This is a genomic window from Dyella sp. 01N36, from assembly GCF_056399745.1.
This window is the reverse complement of the sequence record NZ_JBFTRY010000027.1, coordinates 18672-34796: the sequence shown is the minus strand read 5'-3', so window position 1 is coordinate 34796 and position 16125 is coordinate 18672. Positions and strand designations below refer to the sequence as shown.

Genomic DNA, 16125 nt, shown 5'->3' with positions numbered 1-16125 from the left:
CCCCAGCGTGGCYGTCGCGCACAGGGTGCGCTCCCACAGACAAGCGCCAGGYGCGGCATCAAKTGCGCCATCTGTGACCCAMAGCCGAKGCGCAGCGAGGCCCCGCTTTAAGTCCTCAGCGATTCGGGCGCGTTGCGCAGCGCTTTGMKGTACCCSCTGTGTACCCTCGGAGGTTGTYCCACAACRGYGYGCCTCAAGCGTTCGGGCTTATCCCAACACGATGCTGCGGGCGTTTTAGGCCATTCTCTTCGGGTTACTTTTCTCTTGGGCCAGCAAGAGAAAAGTGACTCGAGCGGCGGCAGCCGTTCGAAACGCCCGCCGCGTAGGCGGCACCCTGGCGGTAGCGCGACAACCAGAAGCCGAGCTCTGGATGACCAGCCATTCGGCCGTTGAACGGCGGCGCCAGTCAGCGCCGTAGTGACGAGCAAAAGCGAGCCCCGATCTGTGCGACGGAACGACGAACCACAAGTATCCGCCGTTCTTCGCAGCGGCCATGACATGAGCTCCAGGCCTAAAACCCCCACTAAAACCCCAGAATCACAAGCAACCCCACCTCTTCGCCTAAACTCCCCCCCACCCGCACCCCAAAGCGACCCCGCATGGCCTCCCCATTCACCGCCATCGACCACCTGCACATGGCGCACGCCTTGCGCCTCGCCGAGCTTGGCCTCTACACCACCCATCCCAATCCTCGCGTCGGCTGCGTCGTCGCACATGGCGAACAGGTGGTGGGGGCGGGTTATCACGTGAGGGCTGGCGAGCCCCATGCCGAGGTCCACGCGTTGCGCGAAGCCGGTGAGCAGGCGCGCGGTGCTACTGCGTACGTCACGCTGGAGCCCTGTGCCCATCACGGTCGTACGCCGCCATGCGCGGATGCGCTGATCGCTGCCGGCATCTCGCGCGTAGTCATCGCCGCGGAAGACCCGTTCCCCCAGGTCGCCGGGCGCGGCATCGGCAAGTTGCGCGACGCCGGCATCACGGTGGAAACCGGCCTGATGCGCGAGCCGGCACGCGAACTCAACATCGGTTTCTTCAGCCGTATCGAACGCGGACGCCCCTGGGTGCGCGTGAAGCTGGCGATGAGCCTGGACGGCCGCACGGCGCTCGCCAATGGCRAATCGAAGTGGATTACGGGCGAAGCGGCGCGTGCGGATGTGCAGCGCTGGCGTGCGCGCAGTTCGGCGATACTCACCGGATCGGGCACGGTGCTGGCGGACAACCCGCGACTCACCGTGCGCCTGCCGGAAGGCGAGGCATTTACGCCTCCATGGCGCGTGGTGCTCGACAATCGCCTGCGTACGCCGTCCAACAGCCATGTGCTCGATGGCACGATGCCGACCCTGGTGCTGCACAACGAACAATACGCGCCGGTCGATCCACGCTTTCAGGCAACGGAGTTGGCGGTGGTCGCGGAGCAGGGCGGTGCGATGGACCTGCATGCCGTGATGGACGAGCTCGCGCGTCGCCATATCAGCGAGGTCCATGTCGAGGCCGGCCCCAATCTGTGCGGCGCGTTGTTCGCCGCCGGACTGGTCGACGAGCTGTTGCTCTACATCGCGCCTGTGCTGCTCGGCGACAACGCACAAGCGCTAATGGGATTGCCCTCACTCAGTGATATGGCGTCGCGCTGGAAACTTCGCACGCTCGATCGGCGCGTGCTGGGCGAGGATATGCGGCTTTTGCTGCGTCCCGTCGCGTGAGCGACGGATTCACGTTCGAGTTTGATGGCTATCACCGGCCATGTCGCAAGCAGGAGTTCAAGAGCACATGACGAAGGCAGCGGTACGTTGGGGCATCATCGGTTGCGGCAATGTCACCGAGGTGAAGAGCGGTCCGGGCTTCAGCAAGACGCCGAACTCCGCCTTGATGGCGGTGATGCGTCGCGATGGCGAAAAAGCCCGCGATTACGCCGAACGCCATGGCGTGCCGCGTTGGTACGACGATGCGGCCAAGCTGATCGACGATGCCGACGTCAACGCCGTCTACGTCGCCACGCCGCCATCAACGCACAAGGAGTACGCCTTGATGAGCATCGCCGCGGGCAAGCCCGTCTACATCGAGAAACCGATGGCGATGGACCACGCCGAGTGCGAGGCCATCATCCATGCGGGGCAGCAGGCGAAGGTGCCGGTGTTCGTTGCCTATTACCGCCGCAGCCTGCCGCGTTTCCAGAAGGTGCGCGAGCTGATCTTCGGTCAGCTGGCGATCGGCAAGCCGCGCATCGTCAACACGGTGCTGTACGAACCGCATCATGCGCGTTATCAGGATCCGGCCAACTTGCCCTGGCACGTGCGTCCGGAGATTTCCGGCGGCGGTGTGTTCATGGATCTGGGCTGCCACACGCTCGATATCCTCGACTGGCTGTTCGGTCCCATCGTTTCGGTGAGCGGGCAGGCGAGCAATCAGTTGGGCGCGTATCCGGTGGAAGACGGCGTCGCCATGTCGTTCCTGTTTGGCAACGGCATGCTCGGCAGCGGCTTGTGGAGTTTCGACAGCTTCAAGCGCCACGACCAAATCGAGGTGATAGGGGACAAGGGCCGCATCGCTTTTGCCACCTTCGGCGACGGACCGATCCACGTGGAAAACATGGAAGGCTCGCACGACTACCGCGTGGCCAACCCGCTGCATATCCAGCAGCCGCTGATCGAAACCATCGTGGCGGAGCTGACCGGTCAGAAGGGCGCCTGTCCGTCCACTGCCGAAAGCGGCGCGCGCACCAGCTGGGTGATGGACCAGGTGCTGCGCGACTACCGCCAGGAAACTGGCCAGATCGTGAGCTTGTAACCCAGCGGCCCGCAGAAGGCACTCACTCACAGGCGACACATTGTTCCCCGGAGCGGACGCTGCAGCGGCGGCCGTTGCCCGGGATGGTGTTAAACTGCGCCGGCCGGTTCGCCGGCAAACTACAAAACGACGTCTTCAGGGCGGGGTGCGATTCCCCACCGGCGGTAGGTGCCGTAAGGCACGAGCCCGCGAGCGCTTCCAGGTCATCGGAAGGTCAGCAGATCCGGTCCAATGCCGGAGCCGACGGTTGGCAGCCAGCGATGGCGGCCAGAAAGTCCGGATGAGAGAAGACGGTACGGTGCATGCCCTGGTGGCGTGCGCCTGCCTGACGCCTTGGGGCGTTTTTCGCACTCTTACGCGGGAAACGTTTCATGTCCAAGCATCGTTGCCATTCCTTCGCCGCCTCCATCCGGGAGGTGTGCTGATGTTTACCGGCATCATCCAGAGCGTGGGCCGCATCGCGCGGCTGGAACCACGTGGCGGCGACGTACGTCTGTACGTCGACACGGCCGACCTTGACCTCTCCGACGTGCAACTGGGCGACAGCATCGCCGTGTCCGGCGTATGCCTGACCGCGGTGACGCTGGAAGCGCGCGGCTTCAGTGCCGACGTCTCCAACGAAACACTCTCGCTGACCACGCTGGGCAAGCACTGCGCAGGCGACCCGGTGAATCTGGAAAAAGCCTTGCGCCTGGCCGATCGCCTGGGCGGGCATCTGGTGTCCGGCCATGTCGATGGCGTGGGCAAGGTGGTGTCGATCACGGCCGATGGCCGCTCGCTGCGCTGGGTTTTCGAAGCGCCGGCGACGTTGTCGCGCTACATCGCCGCCAAGGGCTCGATCTGCATCGACGGCACCAGCCTCACCGTGAACGAGGTGAACGGGCATCGCTTCGGGGTCAACCTTATTCCGCATACGGTGGAACACACTGCGTTCAACGCGCGTCGCGCGGGCGATGCAGTAAACCTCGAAGTGGACGTGGTCGCTCGCTACATCGAACGGCTGATCGCCAGTGGCGATGCGCCGAGGATTGATGAAGCGTTTCTCAAGCAACACGGTTTTGCGTGATCGCCACGTCGCCACGCGCGGCGCACAACGTTACTGAATTGGACACCCCATGAGCTTCAACACCATCCCCGAAATCCTCGAAGACATCCGCGCCGGCCGCATGGTCGTGATACTCGACGATGAAGATCGCGAGAACGAAGGCGACCTCATCATGGCCGCACAGATGGTGCGCCCCGAGGACATCAACTTCATGGTGCGCGAGGCGCGCGGCCTGGTCTGCCTCACGCTTACCGAGCAGCGCACGCGCCAGCTGGGCCTGCGGCCGATGGTAGTGGACAACACCTCGCCGTATCAGACCAACTTCACCGTCTCGATCGAGGCGGCCGAAGGCGTCACCACCGGCATTTCCGCGCACGATCGCGCGCGCACCATCCAGGTCGCGGTGAAGTCCGATGCCAGGCCGCAGGATCTGTCCCAGCCGGGTCATATCTTCCCGCTGACGGCCCAGCCCGGTGGCGTGCTGACGCGCGCAGGGCATACGGAGGCAGGTTGCGATCTGGCAGCGCTGGCAGGCCTTGAGCCCTCGGCCGTGCTGATCGAAATCCTGCATGAAGACGGCTCGATGGCGCGCCGCCCCGAGCTGGAAATCTTCGCGAAGAAGCACGGCCTGAAGATCGGCTCCATCGCCGACCTGATCCGCTATCGCCTGGAAACCGAGAAGACTGTCCAGCGTGTCTACGAGGGCGACGTCGATACCGAATTCGGTGCGTTCAAGCTGGTGGCTTATCGCGACGCCATCCGTCATGGACTGCATTTCGCCCTGGTGCGCGGCAAGGTGGACGACGGCGAGCCGGTGCTCACCCGCGTGCATGTGCGCAACACCTTGTCCGACGTGCTGCATCTGCAGCGCGACGACCTCGGCCTCACGGTGACCTCGGCGCTGCGTCGCATTGCTGATGAAGGCCGCGGCGCGCTGCTCGTGCTGTCGGGCGAAGACACCGCCGACGCCTTGCTGCGTCGCCTCAATCGCCAGCCCTCGGTGCAGGCGCCGGAGGAGGCGCAGCAGCAGGAATGGCGACAGCTGGGCCTGGGCGCGCAAATCCTCGCGGACCTGGGCATCCGCCAGCTGCGCGTGCTGGGTACGCCGCGCAAGATGGTGGGGCTGGGCGGTTTCGGGCTGGAAGTGACCGAGTACGTGTGAGCTAGCCTCTCCCCTGTGGGAGCGCACCCTGTGCGCGACTGACAGTGCCTCATGGCCTGAGGCCGTCGCGCACAGGGTGCGCTCCCACATCGGACTGGCCCAGCGTCGCCACTTCCTCGCCATCCCGCCACCGGCATACTCAGGTTTTCGCCACGAACCCACGCCATGACCTCTCCGACCATCCGCCTCATCGCCCCTTCGGGCTATCCGCATGACCGCGACGCCATGGCGCGCGGTATCGCGCGTCTGCAGGCGGCCGGTTGCGCGGTGGACGGTTTGGATGTGCTCGATCGCGTCGAACATCGTTTTGCCGGTCCCGACGCATCACGCGCAGCCGACCTCAATGCGCTGGCGACGATGCAGCAGCTGCCGGACATCGCGCTCGCCATCCGCGGCGGCTACGGCGCCACCCGTCTGCTCGAGTACCTGCACTACGACGCGCTGCGCGAGCGGCTGACAGGCTCCAACACCTTGCTGGTTGGCCATAGCGATTTCACCGCCATCCAGATGGCGCTCTACGCAAAGAGCGGACTGGTCACCTTCGGCGGCCCCATGCTGGGTCCCGATTTCGGTGCGCCCGAGCTCAACGGCCTCATGTGGGAACACTTCTGGCGCGCCGTGGGCGAGCCGCAGGCCACCGCCAGCTGGAGCACCCCCAGTACCGCGGAGTTGGAGGTCGAAGGCCCGCTGTGGGGTGGCAACCTTGCCATGCTGTGCAGCCTGCTTGGGACGCCCTATTTCCCGGTCATCGATGACGGCATCCTGTTCGTGGAAGACATCGGCGAGCCGCCGTTCCGCCTCGAGCGCCTGCTGTACCAGTTGCAGCTGTCCGGCGTGCTGGATCGCCAGCGCGCCCTGGTGCTGGGCCATTTCACCCAGTGCCGCCCGCATACCTACGACAACGGCTACGACACCGAGGCCGCGTTCGAGCAACTGGCCCGGGTGGCGCGGATTCCCATCATCCGCGACCTGCCGTTTGGCCATGAGCCGGACAAGTTCACGCTCCCGTTCGGCGTCCCAGCCCGCTTGCGGGTGGCGGCAGGCCAGGCCAGCCTGAGCTTTCGCGGCCATCCAACCCTCGCTGGGGCGGTTTCCCGGCCCGATCCGGGCACGCCGCCCTTGCATCCCGTAAAATAGACGGCCCCTCCGGGCCCGGAACCCAGGAAACGCATACCCCATGAAGACCATCGAAGGCGATTTCGCCACGCCCAAGGGCCGTTTTGCCATCGTCGCCGGCCGTTTCAACGGCTTTGTCGTCGAGCCGCTGGTGGCCGGCGCACGTGACGTGCTGGTGCGCCATGGCGTGAAGGACGATGCGATCGAGCTGATCCGCGTGCCGGGCGCCTGGGAAATCGCGCTGGCCGCCAACAAGGTCGCAAGCTCGGGCAAGTACGCTGCGGTGATCGCGCTGGGCGCGGTGATCCGCGGCTCCACCCCGCATTTCGATTTCGTTGCCGGTGAATGCGCCAAGGGCCTGGCCCAGGCAGCCTATGCCTCCGGCGTGCCGGTGGCGTTTGGCGTGCTGACCACCGATACCATCGAACAAGCCATCGAGCGTTCCGGCACCAAGGCCGGCAACAAGGGCGCGGATGCCGCCCTGGCCGCGCTCGAGATGGTCAATCTGTACGGAAAGCTGTGATGAACTCTCGCCCCGAAGGCATCGATCTGGCTGCACGCTCGCGCGCCCGTCGCCGTGCGCTGCAGGCGCTGTACGCCTGGCAGATCGGCGGCAGCCGCATGAATGCCGTGATCGAGCAGTTCCGCCACGAGCAGGATATGGAAGTGGCGGATCTGGAATACTTCGAGGACCTGCTCAACGGTGTCGAGCGCAACGTCAAGACCATCGACGAGGCGATCAAGCCCTACGTGGACCGCGACGTAGAGCAGATCGACCCGATCGAGCGCGCCGCCCTGCGTCTGGCCACCTATGAGCTCAAGTACCGCCCGGATGTGCCGTACCGCGTGATCATCAACGAGGCGATTGAAGTCACCAAGCGCTTCGGTGCGGACCACGGCCACAGCTACGTCAACGGCGTACTCGACAAGCTCGCCGGCGTGCTGCGCACCACGGAGAAGCGTCACTGATGGACGGGGCCGCGGAGCATGCGTCCGTGATTCCGGTGATCGAGACGGCGCGCCTGCGCCTGCGTGCACATCGCGTCGACGATCATGCCGAGCGCGTGGCCTTGTGGTCCGACCCAGAGGTGACCCGTTTTATCGGCGGGCGTCCCTTTGGCGCGGAAGAAGTCTGGCGGCGCTTCCTGCAGTACATCGGTCTGTGGCACACGCTTGGCTACGGCTATTGGGCCGTCGAAGAGAAAGCCACAGGCCGCTTCATCGGCGACGTCGGTTTCGCCGACCTCAGGCGCGAGATGGAGCCTTCGCTGCAGGGCATGCTGGAATTCGGCTGGGCACTGGCGCCGCATGCGCAAGGCAAAGGCTATGCGAGCGAAGCCGTGGCCGCCGCCATCGCCTGGGGCGAGCGCAACTTCGCCGATCGACGGCAGGTGTGCATCATCTCGCCAGACAACCTGCCTTCGATCCGCGTGGCGGAGAAGGCCGGTTTCACGTTGTGGCAGGAATCCACCTATCACGACGCTCCCACCCTGGTCTTCAGCCGCTGACTTTCTGGCTGGACCGACTGATCAGCGCAGGTCGCAAGCCATGGAATTCCGACTGATCGACCGTATCCGCGAACGCACCGCGCAAGGCCGCGAAGACGTGAAGTTGGGCATCGGCGACGATGCCGCCGTGGTCGCGCCACCGGCAGGGCAGGAGCTGGCCATCGCCATCGACACCATGGTCGAAGGCGTGCATTTCCCATATGGCACGGCGGCAGCGGATATCGGCTGGAAATCGCTGGCGGTGAATCTTTCCGATCTCGCCGCGATGGGTGCGAGCCCGGCCTGGGCATTGCTGGCGCTGACGTTGCCGACGCAACCGGCGGAGCAGCTCAGCGCTTTTATTGATGGCTACGCCGAAGGGTTTGCGCAGTTGGCGCAGCCGCATCGGCTGGCCTTGATCGGCGGCGACACCACGCGTGGCGCCTTGACCATCAGCGTTGCCGTGCATGGTTTCGTCCCGCCCGGCAAGGCGCTGACGCGCACCGGCGCGCGCGCAGGCGACGTCGTGCTGGTTACCGGCACGCTGGGCGACGCAGCCGCTGGTTTGCATCTGCTACAGCGCGGCGCGCGCGTGGATGAAGGCGATGGGCGCGCCGCCTATCTGATCGAACGACTGCATCGGCCCACGCCTCGCCTTTCGGTTGGCCTGGCGCTGCGCGATCGGGCGAGTGCCTGCATCGATATCTCCGACGGCTTGCTCGCTGACCTTGGGCATATCTGCGAGGAAAGCGCCGTGGGCGCGGAAATCGAAGCGCCCTTGCTGCCGTGCTCGCCGATGCTGATGGCAAGCTTCGACGACCTGTCCGTGCGCGACTTCGCGCTGGCCGGCGGCGACGACTACGAACTGTGCTTCACCGTGCCGCCGGCACTGGTGGCCGACGTTCAGACCGATCTGGCGCGCCTTGGCTGCGGCGCCACGCGGATCGGGCGCATAATCGAAGGCGCCGGCGTGCGCGTGCGCGACGCCCAAGGACAATGGCTGGAACCCTCGCAACGCGGCTGGGACCATTTCGCATGAGCGACAAGACGATCCTCACCCCGGAACAACGACGCGCCTTGCTCGCTACGCCAGCGGGCTGGCTGGCCTGCGGTTTTGGTTCTGGCCTGGCGCCGGTGGCGCAGGGCACGTTCGGCTCACTGGCGGCGCTGCTGCCATGGTTGTTGCTGCGCAGTTTGCCGGTGCAGCTCTATGTGTTCGCGATTGCGGTGGGCTTCGTCATCGGCGTGTGGGCGTGCGGGGTGGCGGGGCGCCTGGTCGGTGTGGACGATCATCGCAGCATCGTGTGGGATGAGTTTGTCGGGTTGTGGATTGCGCTGATTCCGGCGGTGATGGGGCCGTGGTGGGTTGTGGTGCTCGGGTTTGCGTTGTTTCGGTTGTTTGATGTTTGGAAGCCTTGGCCGATTGGGTGGTTGGATCGTCGGCTTAAGGGTGGGGTGGGGGTGATGGTGGATGATGTGGTGGCGGGGGTGTTTGCGGCTGTAGTGCTTGCCATTTTGATGGCGTTGCTGCGCTGACCCGTTTGGTTGTTACCACGTCGTAGATCGGATTCGGCTTTTAGCTCGTCATTCCGGCGTAGGCCGGAGGCGCTCTTTAACAGCCGAATGGCTGGTCACTCAGTTTCGTCAGTCTTCGGTTGTTGCCTCGAGGCCAGCGTGCCGCCTACGCGGCGGGCGTTTCGATCGGCTGCCGCCGATCGAGTCACTTTTCTTTTGCTGGCCCAAAAGATCCCTCGGGACTAGCTTCGCGTCGAAAGTAACCCAAAGAAAATGGCCTGATAACGCCCGCAGCATCGTGTTGGGATAAGCCCGAACGCTCGAGGCGCGTCGTTGTGGGACAACCTCCGAGGGTACACAGSGGGTACTGCMAAGCGCTGCGCAACGCGCCCGAATCGCTGAGGACTTAARGCGGGGCCTCGCTGCGCATCGGCTTTWGCCYCGCACATTGCGAACTGGRTASCGSGCCTGGCGSTTGTCTGTGGGAGCGCACCCTGTGCGCGACAGCCACGCTAGGGTGTACCGCTCCGTAGGATTGTCGCGCACAGGGTGCGCTCCCACACAGACAAGCCGATCGGTACAGGCCTGGTGGCTCCCTTGTAGGAGCGCACTTGTGCGCGACCGCGGTGCTGTGGTGTACCGCTCCGTAGGCTCGTCGCGCACAGGGTGCACTCCCACATGGCTAGGTTGGCGCTGGGCTGAAGGTCGGGGCATTGGCATCTTTATGGCGGTGCTTCCATGCGGCAGCTGAAGCGGACCAAGCCCCGCTTTTGCCACAAACCCAACACCGTCCCGCCTGCGCGCCGCGATATATTTCACGGTCGCGATTCCGTTCGATGCGTTCGCGTCGGATGCCGCAGGGATGCCAAGGGGAGATGACGTGAACCGATTGCCGGGTCTGGATTTACTGCGCGCGATTGCAATCGTGTGGGTGATGATTTTCCATTCGTACATCATCGGTGGCTGGGGTCACTTCGGCGGGATCGAGCAGAACGGGTGGATGGGCGTGGACCTGTTCTTTGTCCTCAGCGGCTTTCTGATCGGCTCGCAGGTGCTCAAGCCGCTGGCGGAAGGGCGGGGATTCTCGTTCGGGCATTTCTACCAGCGCCGCGCCTTCCGCATCCTTCCGGCGTACCTGGTCGTGGTGGCGGCGTATTTCATTTGGCCGTCCGTGCGCGAGCAAGGGGAGCTGCAGCCGCTGTGGCAGTTCCTGACCTTTACGGTGAACCTGCTGATCGACGCCAAGGATCACCTGGCGTTCTCCCACGTATGGTCGCTGTGCGTGGAGGAGCATTTCTACCTGCTGTTCCCCCTACTGGCATGGTGGCTGGCGCGGCGTCCGTCCGTGCGTCGGTTCGTGCTGGTATGCACGGCGGTGGTGCTGGCGGGGATGGTGGTGCGTGGGCTGATGTGGGCCTGGGAACTGGCGCCGTTGGCCGGTCTTGACCAAAATTCCTATGGAAAAACCTTCCTGGAGCGCATTTACTATCCCACGTGGTCCCGTCTGGACGGCCTTTTGATGGGCGTGATGCTGGCTACGGCCAGGGTCTACCGACCCGTCCTCTGGTCCCGATGGGGACGCCATGCCAACGGCTTTCTGCTCGCAGGGGTAGCGGTAGTCGGCGGTGCGATCATGTTGTTCCGCGATCGGACCGGCTTCATTCCCACCGTGGTGGGGTATCCGTTGCTTTCCTTCGGCTTGGGGCTGCTGGTGTTGGCGGGCGCTCAAACGTCTGGCGTGCTTGCGCGTCTGCGCGTACCGGGGGCCGGCTGGTTGGCGGCGGTGTCGTACAGCTTGTATCTGTCACACAAGGCGGTATTCCATCTGGTGGAATCCGCGGCGGGGGAAAAGCTGGACGGTCATGGCCTGCTGACTTTTGCAGTTTATGCGTCAGCGGTGTTGGGGGTCGGAGCGTTGCTTCACTACGGGGTGGAGCGTCCATTCCTGAAACTGCGGACGCGGGTTTTACATCAGGCGCCGGTTGCAGCTCACGCGTCTGGCGTGATTACCGGAGCCGGAACGGATGCGGCCTGATGTGGGTTAGGGGATTCACTCTAAGGGGAGGGTGTCATGTGCAAGCTCATGCGCATTGTGTGTTTCATGCTGCTGTTGTCTGTCGTGCCTTGTTCCGTGTTTGCCGCCACGGCGGCGCCGGCGGGCCCTTGCCGAACGATTGATCCGTCGACCTGCGCGAACGCCAACCAGCTCTCGCGAGCCAATGGCTTCGTGACGGCGCTGGGGCATTTCGCCGGCGACAGCAAGGTCAACTATTTCCGCGGCAGTCGCTCGGTGAGCGAGCAGGCCTTGTCGGCGCTGGGCGGCTCCTCGCCGTCGGTGCAGGTGCTGGCCGATAAGCGCTTCCTGTTCACCGCCTGCCCGGCGCGCGAGTGCGGTGGCAGTGCGGCTGCGGTGATCCTCAACGAGTACGGCCAGATCGAGGCGCTGGGTTTCTCCAGCTATCACTGCGATACCGCCTGCGACGATTTCCGCCACCTGGATTTCTACGTCCGCAAAGATGGCGACAACGAGGCGTTGATCAGCGAGTTGAAAGCGTGGGGCCTGGGCGATCCGCTCAAGAGCACGCTGTGGCGTCCCGAGGCCGACCAGGGCATCGAGAACCGTGTAGACGTCCATACGCTGCCGTAAGTGCAGGGTCTTTCGTCGACGGTCGCTTGGTCGGGCGGCCGTCGATGCTGCTTCGGGCACCTACGCCTGGAGCACGATGCGGTAACGCGCCTTGCCCTCCTCAAGATGCTTGAGCGCGGCATTGACGTCCGACATGGGGAACATTTCCACCTGCGGACGAATATCGTGGCGGGTGGCGTAGTCGAGCAGGGTGGCGATATCCACCGGTGCGCCGGTGGGCGAGCCGGAAACCTCCCGCTCCGTCAGAATCAACGCGAATGCCGAGACGGGGATGGGCTCAAGCACGCCGCCCACCACATGCATGCGACCACGCGGCGCGAGTGTGCCGAGCAGCGCCGCCCAGTCCAGCGGCACATTCACCGTCACCAGCAATAGATCCAGCGAGCCGGCGATGCCCGCAATCGCATTGGCATCGCGACTGGAAACGACGTTGTGCGCACCGAAGCTGCGCGCCTCGTCCGCCTTCGACGCGTTGGAGGTGAAGGCAGTGACTTCGCAACCCCAGGCGCGGGCAAACTTCACCGCCATATGCCCCAGGCCGCCGATCCCAACCACGCCTACGCGGGCGCTCGGGCTGATGTTGTAGGCCAGAAACGGCTTGAGCACTGTGATGCCGCCGCACAACAGCGGGCCCGCACTCGGCAGGTCAATGCCGTCGGGCAGGGGGATGGTCCAGGCCCAGTGGGCGCGCACTTTGTCGGCAAAGCCGCCGTGATGGCCGCCAATGGTCGGCTGCACTTCGGGACACAGGTTCTGGTGACCTGACAGGCATTGATGGCAATGCATGCAACTGCCCGCGGTCCAGCCGATGCCCACGCGCTGGCCGACCTTCAATCCTTTGGCCTGCGGGCCCAGAGCCGTGACTCGTCCGACGACCTCGTGACCCGGTACGAAGGGAAAGCGCGACATGCCCCATTCGTTGTTGATCATCGACAGATCGGAGTGGCAGACGCCGCAATAGTCCACCGCCACCTCCACCTCTTCGGCGCCCAACGGGCCGAGATCGAACTCGGCAAGCACCAGCGGCTTGCCCGGTTCCTGGACAGCCCAGCCTTGCATGGTTGACATGGCATTGCTCCGATCGGGGAGGGTGGCGTGTGGGAAAACGCGCAGTCTAGGGCGCCCCGTGTCGGTGCCACGTGTAAAGCACAACGATGGACGAATGACGCACGCTGTTGGCATGCTGTTCCATCCCCACCCGTGGAGCGCTCCCATGCAATACCGTCGCCTTGGCACATCCGGCCTGCAGCTTTCTGCGCTCTCGTTCGGCGCATGGGTCACCTTTGGCACCCAGGTGGGGCGTTCGCTGGCGCGCGATCTGCTCGCGATGGCCCACGATCACGGCATCAATTTTTTCGACAACGCCGAGGTCTACAACCATGGCGTCGCCGAGACGCTGATGGGCGATGTGCTCGCCGATCTGCGCTTTCCCCGCGACAGCTACTGCGTGTCGAGCAAGGTTTATTTCGGTGCGGTCGACAGTCCGCTGCCCACCCAGCGCGGCCTTTCGCGCAAGCACGTGATCGAGGCCTGTCATCAGGCGCTGGAGCGCTTGCGCGTCGATCATCTGGATCTCTACTTCTGCCATCGACCCGATCCGGATACGCCGATTGTCGAAACCGTGGCGGCGATGGATACGCTGGTGCGCCAGGGCAAGGTGCTCTATTGGGGCACCAGCGAATGGCCGGCGGAGGCCATCATCGAAGCCCATCGTGCGGCGCGCGACAACCACATGTTCGCGCCGACGATGGAGCAGCCGCAGTACAACCTGCTGCATCGCGAGCGCGTGGAGCAGGAATACGCGCCGCTGTACGACACTTACGGCATGGGCACCACGATCTGGTCGCCGCTGGCCTCGGGTTTGTTGAGCGGCAAGTACAACCAGGGCGTGCCTGCCGAATCGCGTCTGGCGCAGCCGGGCTACGAGTGGTTGCGTGAAGCGGTGCTGGAGAACGATGGCTCGCGACTAGAGAAGGTGCGACGCCTGGCGCCGATCGCCGATGAACTCGGCGTCTCCATGGCGCAGCTGGCGATTGCCTGGTGCCTGGCCAATCCGCACGTTTCCACGGTGATGCTGGGGGCGAGCAAGTTGGAGCAGCTGGAGCAGAATCTTGGTGCGTTGGCGTTGTTGCCGAAGTTGGATGGGGATGTTTTGAAGCGTATTGCGGCAGCAGTGGCGTGACCTGATCTTCTGTGGGAGCGCACCCTGTGCGCGACCGCCACGCCCGGGTGTATCGCTCCGTTGGTTTGTCGCGCACAGGGTGCGCTCCCACACACAGCAAATGCCCTTTGCCCGCGGTTTGCCACAACTGGTCCCCGTGTCGCCCGCGCACGGCCCTCGGCATCCGCAAAAAGCGCGACATGCTGCCCCGACTTTCCATCAAGGATGTTGGCTTATGAAACTTTCCCGCATCGCGATTGGCGGCTGCCTCGCGCTCGCCTCGATCACCGTCGCGCACGCTGACAAGGCGGCCTGGACGCAGCCGCAGCAGCCGTTTCGCATCTACGGCAACACTTACTACGTCGGCACGCACGGGCTCACCGCCATTCTTATCGCTTCATCTGACGGTTTGGTGCTGCTTGATGGCACGCTGCCGCAGAACGCCGCGCTGGTCGAGGCCAATATCAAAGCGCTGGGCTTTCAGCTGCACGATGTAAAGCGCATCCTCAATTCGCACGCGCATTCGGATCATGCCGGCGGCATCGCTGCGATCGCGCGCGACAGCGGTGCGCGTGTGATGGCGAGTGAAGTCGGTGCGAAGGAGTTGCAGCTGGGTGGCCACTACCCGGACGATCCGCAATACGGCGACGCGCCGACGTATCCGCCGGTGAGTTCGGTGGAGGTCGTTGCAGACAACGGCGTGGTCCGCCTGGGCGACGTGACCGTGACTGCCCATTACACGCCTGGACACACGCCCGGCAGCACCACCTGGACGTGGCAGTCGTGCGAAGGCAAGCGCTGCCTCAACATGGTTTACGCCGATAGCATCAGCGCGCTGACGGCTGGCAGTTTCCGCTACAGCGATCCGGCCCATCCGGAGCGGGTGAGCAACTACCGGCACGGGCTGGCCGTGATCGCCAGCTTGCCCTGCGACATTTTGATGGTGCCGCATCCCGACCAGATCGATTTCCTCGAGAAGGTGGCCCGCCGCAGCGCCGGCGCGCCCGATCCCCTGGTGGACCCCGCCGCCTGTAAGGCCTACGCGCAGATGGGAACCCGCAGCCTGGATGACAGGCTGGCCAAGGAGCGCGTAGGGCAATAGACCGCCGGCAAAACAGGGTGTTGACACGGAAATGAGAATTATTATCATCTGAGGTGTCACCACTCTCCTGCGGAGCTCCACCATGACCACGGTTTTGTCCCTCCCCCAGGGTGCCGACGCCCTGGCGCGCCCGTTCCGCCTGCTCAGCCTGAAGCCATCGGCGCCCTCATCGGACGCCGTCACGCGCCGTGTTTCCAGCCAGATGCTGCTCAAGGGCGAACGTGAACTGGTGATCCAGCACCAGGGCAGCGAGTACCACCTGCGCCTGACCCGCAACGACAAGTTGATCCTCACCAAGTAAGTCTTGCCGCGGCGCAGGCCGGCGCCGGGCATGCCGTCTCCCCCGAGGGAGCTTCATGGGCAAGGACGCCTTCCTCCGGCCACGGCCGGGACACCTCTCAAGACCCTAAGCCACGCGGTTCTCCTTCGAACGCCAGCCAGGTCGCTTCCTGCCAAGGAGTACTGACGATGTTTGGCTGGCTTGCACATGCCTTTGCTACGAACCGATCCGGTACAGACACGGCGGCATGGACCATCAGCCGAAGCTCGGTTCGGATCGACGGCACGACGCTCGCCGCGCGCCTGCCATCGCTGGGTGGCGTGCTGTATCTGCCGGCTTGCGCCGCCTCGCGTCCCGCACGCGAGCTGGCTCCGGGCTGGCTGGTGACGCGGCAGGATCTGGCGCCGCTGCTGCAAACGGAAGAACTGCGCGCCTCAAGCATGATCGGCGCCGACGGCCCGCGCGAATGGATCGACTGCTTCGATGCGTCCGGCACGTTCTGCGCCCGCCTGCACCTGCTGCCGGACACCGACTATCTCGCCTGGGATGCCTTGCTCGCCGGCGGCACGCCACTGCCGGCCGCACCGGTATGTCCCGGCGAAGTGGCCTGCAAGGCGGCGATTGCGGAGCTGCTGTGTTTTCACACCGCGCGGATCGCGTCGCTGGATGTGCTCGACACGCTGCCGCTGGGACAACTCTCCTCACTGGGCCGGGGCATTGCCCGCGACGTGGCGAGGGCGGCGGCGGTGTCGCTGGCGCCGGCGTTCGACTAGGCAGGCGTCACGGTCACGTCCGCGGACGTTTGTCCGCCTGTCCGTGCAGGTGT

Annotated in this window: 17 protein-coding genes and 1 riboswitch; of the genes, 16 read left to right on the top strand and 1 reads right to left on the bottom strand. The window is 64.7% G+C overall.

The window, feature by feature from the left end; all coding sequences use genetic code 11:
• The first annotated feature begins 635 nt into the window (after window positions 1-635).
• The 12 genes from ribD (at window position 636) to AC1DMG_RS08165 (ending at window position 11756) form a co-directional block, all read left to right on the top strand.
• Window positions 636-1700 carry a bifunctional diaminohydroxyphosphoribosylaminopyrimidine deaminase/5-amino-6-(5-phosphoribosylamino)uracil reductase RibD gene (ribD, locus tag AC1DMG_RS08220; protein ID WP_477180394.1) on the top strand — a complete coding sequence of 355 codons (1065 nt, stop codon included), beginning with the start codon at window positions 636-638 and terminating at the stop codon, window positions 1698-1700.
• A gap of 67 nt (window positions 1701-1767) precedes the next feature.
• Window positions 1768-2784: a Gfo/Idh/MocA family protein gene (locus tag AC1DMG_RS08215; protein WP_477177905.1), complete on the top strand. Its 1017-nt coding sequence runs from the start codon at window positions 1768-1770 to the stop codon at window positions 2782-2784.
• A 127-nt stretch (window positions 2785-2911) separates the two neighbouring features.
• Window positions 2912-3080: riboswitch (FMN riboswitch) on the top strand.
• Between the two features lie 128 nt (window positions 3081-3208).
• Window positions 3209-3850: a riboflavin synthase gene (locus AC1DMG_RS08210; protein ID WP_477177906.1), complete on the top strand. Its 642-nt coding sequence runs from the start codon at window positions 3209-3211 to the stop codon at window positions 3848-3850.
• Between the two features lie 49 nt (window positions 3851-3899).
• Entirely contained in the window at window positions 3900-4991 is a 1092-nt protein-coding gene (gene ribBA, locus AC1DMG_RS08205; protein ID WP_477175309.1) for a bifunctional 3,4-dihydroxy-2-butanone-4-phosphate synthase/GTP cyclohydrolase II, read from the top strand.
• A 165-nt stretch (window positions 4992-5156) separates the two neighbouring features.
• Window positions 5157-6128 carry a muramoyltetrapeptide carboxypeptidase gene (gene ldcA, locus AC1DMG_RS08200; protein ID WP_477177907.1) on the top strand — a complete coding sequence of 324 codons (972 nt, stop codon included), beginning with the start codon at window positions 5157-5159 and terminating at the stop codon, window positions 6126-6128.
• Window positions 6129-6168: 40 nt separating this feature from the next.
• Window positions 6169-6630: a 6,7-dimethyl-8-ribityllumazine synthase gene (gene ribH / locus AC1DMG_RS08195; protein WP_046970675.1), complete on the top strand. Its 462-nt coding sequence runs from the start codon at window positions 6169-6171 to the stop codon at window positions 6628-6630.
• Window positions 6630-7076, top strand: coding sequence for a transcription antitermination factor NusB (gene nusB, locus AC1DMG_RS08190; protein WP_046970674.1), 447 nt, complete (start codon window positions 6630-6632; stop codon window positions 7074-7076). The genes ribH and nusB overlap by 1 nt, the downstream gene beginning before the upstream one ends.
• On the top strand, window positions 7076-7615 hold the full coding sequence (locus AC1DMG_RS08185) for a GNAT family N-acetyltransferase (protein ID WP_441602459.1): 540 nt from the start codon (window positions 7076-7078) through the stop codon (window positions 7613-7615). Before nusB ends, AC1DMG_RS08185 begins: the two co-directional genes overlap by 1 nt.
• A gap of 40 nt (window positions 7616-7655) precedes the next feature.
• A complete protein-coding gene (gene thiL, locus AC1DMG_RS08180; RefSeq protein WP_477177908.1) occupies window positions 7656-8633 on the top strand; it encodes a thiamine-phosphate kinase in 978 nt (325 codons plus the stop codon).
• Window positions 8630-9130 carry a phosphatidylglycerophosphatase A family protein gene (locus AC1DMG_RS08175; protein ID WP_477177909.1) on the top strand — a complete coding sequence of 167 codons (501 nt, stop codon included), beginning with the start codon at window positions 8630-8632 and terminating at the stop codon, window positions 9128-9130. Before thiL ends, AC1DMG_RS08175 begins: the two co-directional genes overlap by 4 nt.
• 859 nt (window positions 9131-9989) lie before the next feature.
• The gene (locus AC1DMG_RS08170) at window positions 9990-11144 is read left to right on the top strand and encodes an acyltransferase family protein (protein WP_477180393.1); all 1155 of its coding nucleotides are present in this window, start codon (window positions 9990-9992) and stop codon (window positions 11142-11144) included.
• A 36-nt stretch (window positions 11145-11180) separates the two neighbouring features.
• Window positions 11181-11756 (top strand): hypothetical protein, encoded by a 576-nt coding sequence (locus AC1DMG_RS08165; protein WP_441602463.1) that lies wholly within the window; start codon window positions 11181-11183, stop codon window positions 11754-11756.
• A gap of 60 nt (window positions 11757-11816) precedes the next feature.
• Here the strand turns inward: AC1DMG_RS08165 and ahr are convergent, their stop codons facing one another.
• Complete coding sequence (gene ahr, locus AC1DMG_RS08160) at window positions 11817-12824, bottom strand: NADPH-dependent aldehyde reductase Ahr (protein ID WP_477180392.1); 1008 nt, start codon at window positions 12822-12824, stop codon at window positions 11817-11819.
• Window positions 12825-12969: 145 nt separating this feature from the next.
• Between ahr and AC1DMG_RS08155 the strand changes: the two genes are divergently transcribed.
• The 4 genes from AC1DMG_RS08155 to AC1DMG_RS08140 all read left to right on the top strand — a co-directional run bounded on the left by AC1DMG_RS08155 (window position 12970) and on the right by AC1DMG_RS08140 (window position 16072).
• Window positions 12970-13938 carry a potassium channel beta subunit family protein gene (locus AC1DMG_RS08155; protein ID WP_477175477.1) on the top strand — a complete coding sequence of 323 codons (969 nt, stop codon included), beginning with the start codon at window positions 12970-12972 and terminating at the stop codon, window positions 13936-13938.
• 214 nt (window positions 13939-14152) lie between these two features.
• Window positions 14153-15019 (top strand): subclass B3 metallo-beta-lactamase, encoded by an 867-nt coding sequence (gene bla / locus AC1DMG_RS08150; protein WP_477177912.1) that lies wholly within the window; start codon window positions 14153-14155, stop codon window positions 15017-15019.
• Window positions 15020-15101: 82 nt separating this feature from the next.
• The gene (hemP, locus tag AC1DMG_RS08145) at window positions 15102-15320 is read left to right on the top strand and encodes a hemin uptake protein HemP (protein WP_477177913.1); all 219 of its coding nucleotides are present in this window, start codon (window positions 15102-15104) and stop codon (window positions 15318-15320) included.
• A gap of 167 nt (window positions 15321-15487) precedes the next feature.
• Window positions 15488-16072, top strand: coding sequence for a hypothetical protein (locus AC1DMG_RS08140; RefSeq protein WP_441602467.1), 585 nt, complete (start codon window positions 15488-15490; stop codon window positions 16070-16072).
• The last annotated feature ends 53 nt before the right edge of the window (window positions 16073-16125 follow it).

Excerpts from the sequence above, each read along its gene's own strand:
- AC1DMG_RS08215 (WP_477177905.1), top strand. The coding sequence starts at position 1,768 with ATGACGAAGGCAGCGGTACGTTGGGGCATCATCGGTTGCGGCAATGTC.
- AC1DMG_RS08210 (WP_477177906.1), top strand. The coding sequence starts at position 3,209 with ATGTTTACCGGCATCATCCAGAGCGTGGGCCGCATCGCGCGGCTGGAA.
- ribBA (WP_477175309.1), top strand. The coding sequence starts at position 3,900 with ATGAGCTTCAACACCATCCCCGAAATCCTCGAAGACATCCGCGCCGGC.
- ldcA (WP_477177907.1), top strand. The coding sequence starts at position 5,157 with ATGACCTCTCCGACCATCCGCCTCATCGCCCCTTCGGGCTATCCGCAT.
- ribH (WP_046970675.1), top strand. The coding sequence starts at position 6,169 with ATGAAGACCATCGAAGGCGATTTCGCCACGCCCAAGGGCCGTTTTGCC.
- nusB (WP_046970674.1), top strand. The coding sequence starts at position 6,630 with ATGAACTCTCGCCCCGAAGGCATCGATCTGGCTGCACGCTCGCGCGCC.
- AC1DMG_RS08185 (WP_441602459.1), top strand. The coding sequence starts at position 7,076 with ATGGACGGGGCCGCGGAGCATGCGTCCGTGATTCCGGTGATCGAGACG.
- thiL (WP_477177908.1), top strand. The coding sequence starts at position 7,656 with ATGGAATTCCGACTGATCGACCGTATCCGCGAACGCACCGCGCAAGGC.
- AC1DMG_RS08175 (WP_477177909.1), top strand. The coding sequence starts at position 8,630 with ATGAGCGACAAGACGATCCTCACCCCGGAACAACGACGCGCCTTGCTC.
- AC1DMG_RS08165 (WP_441602463.1), top strand. The coding sequence starts at position 11,181 with ATGTGCAAGCTCATGCGCATTGTGTGTTTCATGCTGCTGTTGTCTGTC.
- ahr (WP_477180392.1), bottom strand. The coding sequence starts at position 12,824 with ATGTCAACCATGCAAGGCTGGGCTGTCCAGGAACCGGGCAAGCCGCTG.
- AC1DMG_RS08155 (WP_477175477.1), top strand. The coding sequence starts at position 12,970 with ATGCAATACCGTCGCCTTGGCACATCCGGCCTGCAGCTTTCTGCGCTC.
- bla (WP_477177912.1), top strand. The coding sequence starts at position 14,153 with ATGAAACTTTCCCGCATCGCGATTGGCGGCTGCCTCGCGCTCGCCTCG.
- hemP (WP_477177913.1), top strand. The coding sequence starts at position 15,102 with ATGACCACGGTTTTGTCCCTCCCCCAGGGTGCCGACGCCCTGGCGCGC.
- AC1DMG_RS08140 (WP_441602467.1), top strand. The coding sequence starts at position 15,488 with ATGTTTGGCTGGCTTGCACATGCCTTTGCTACGAACCGATCCGGTACA.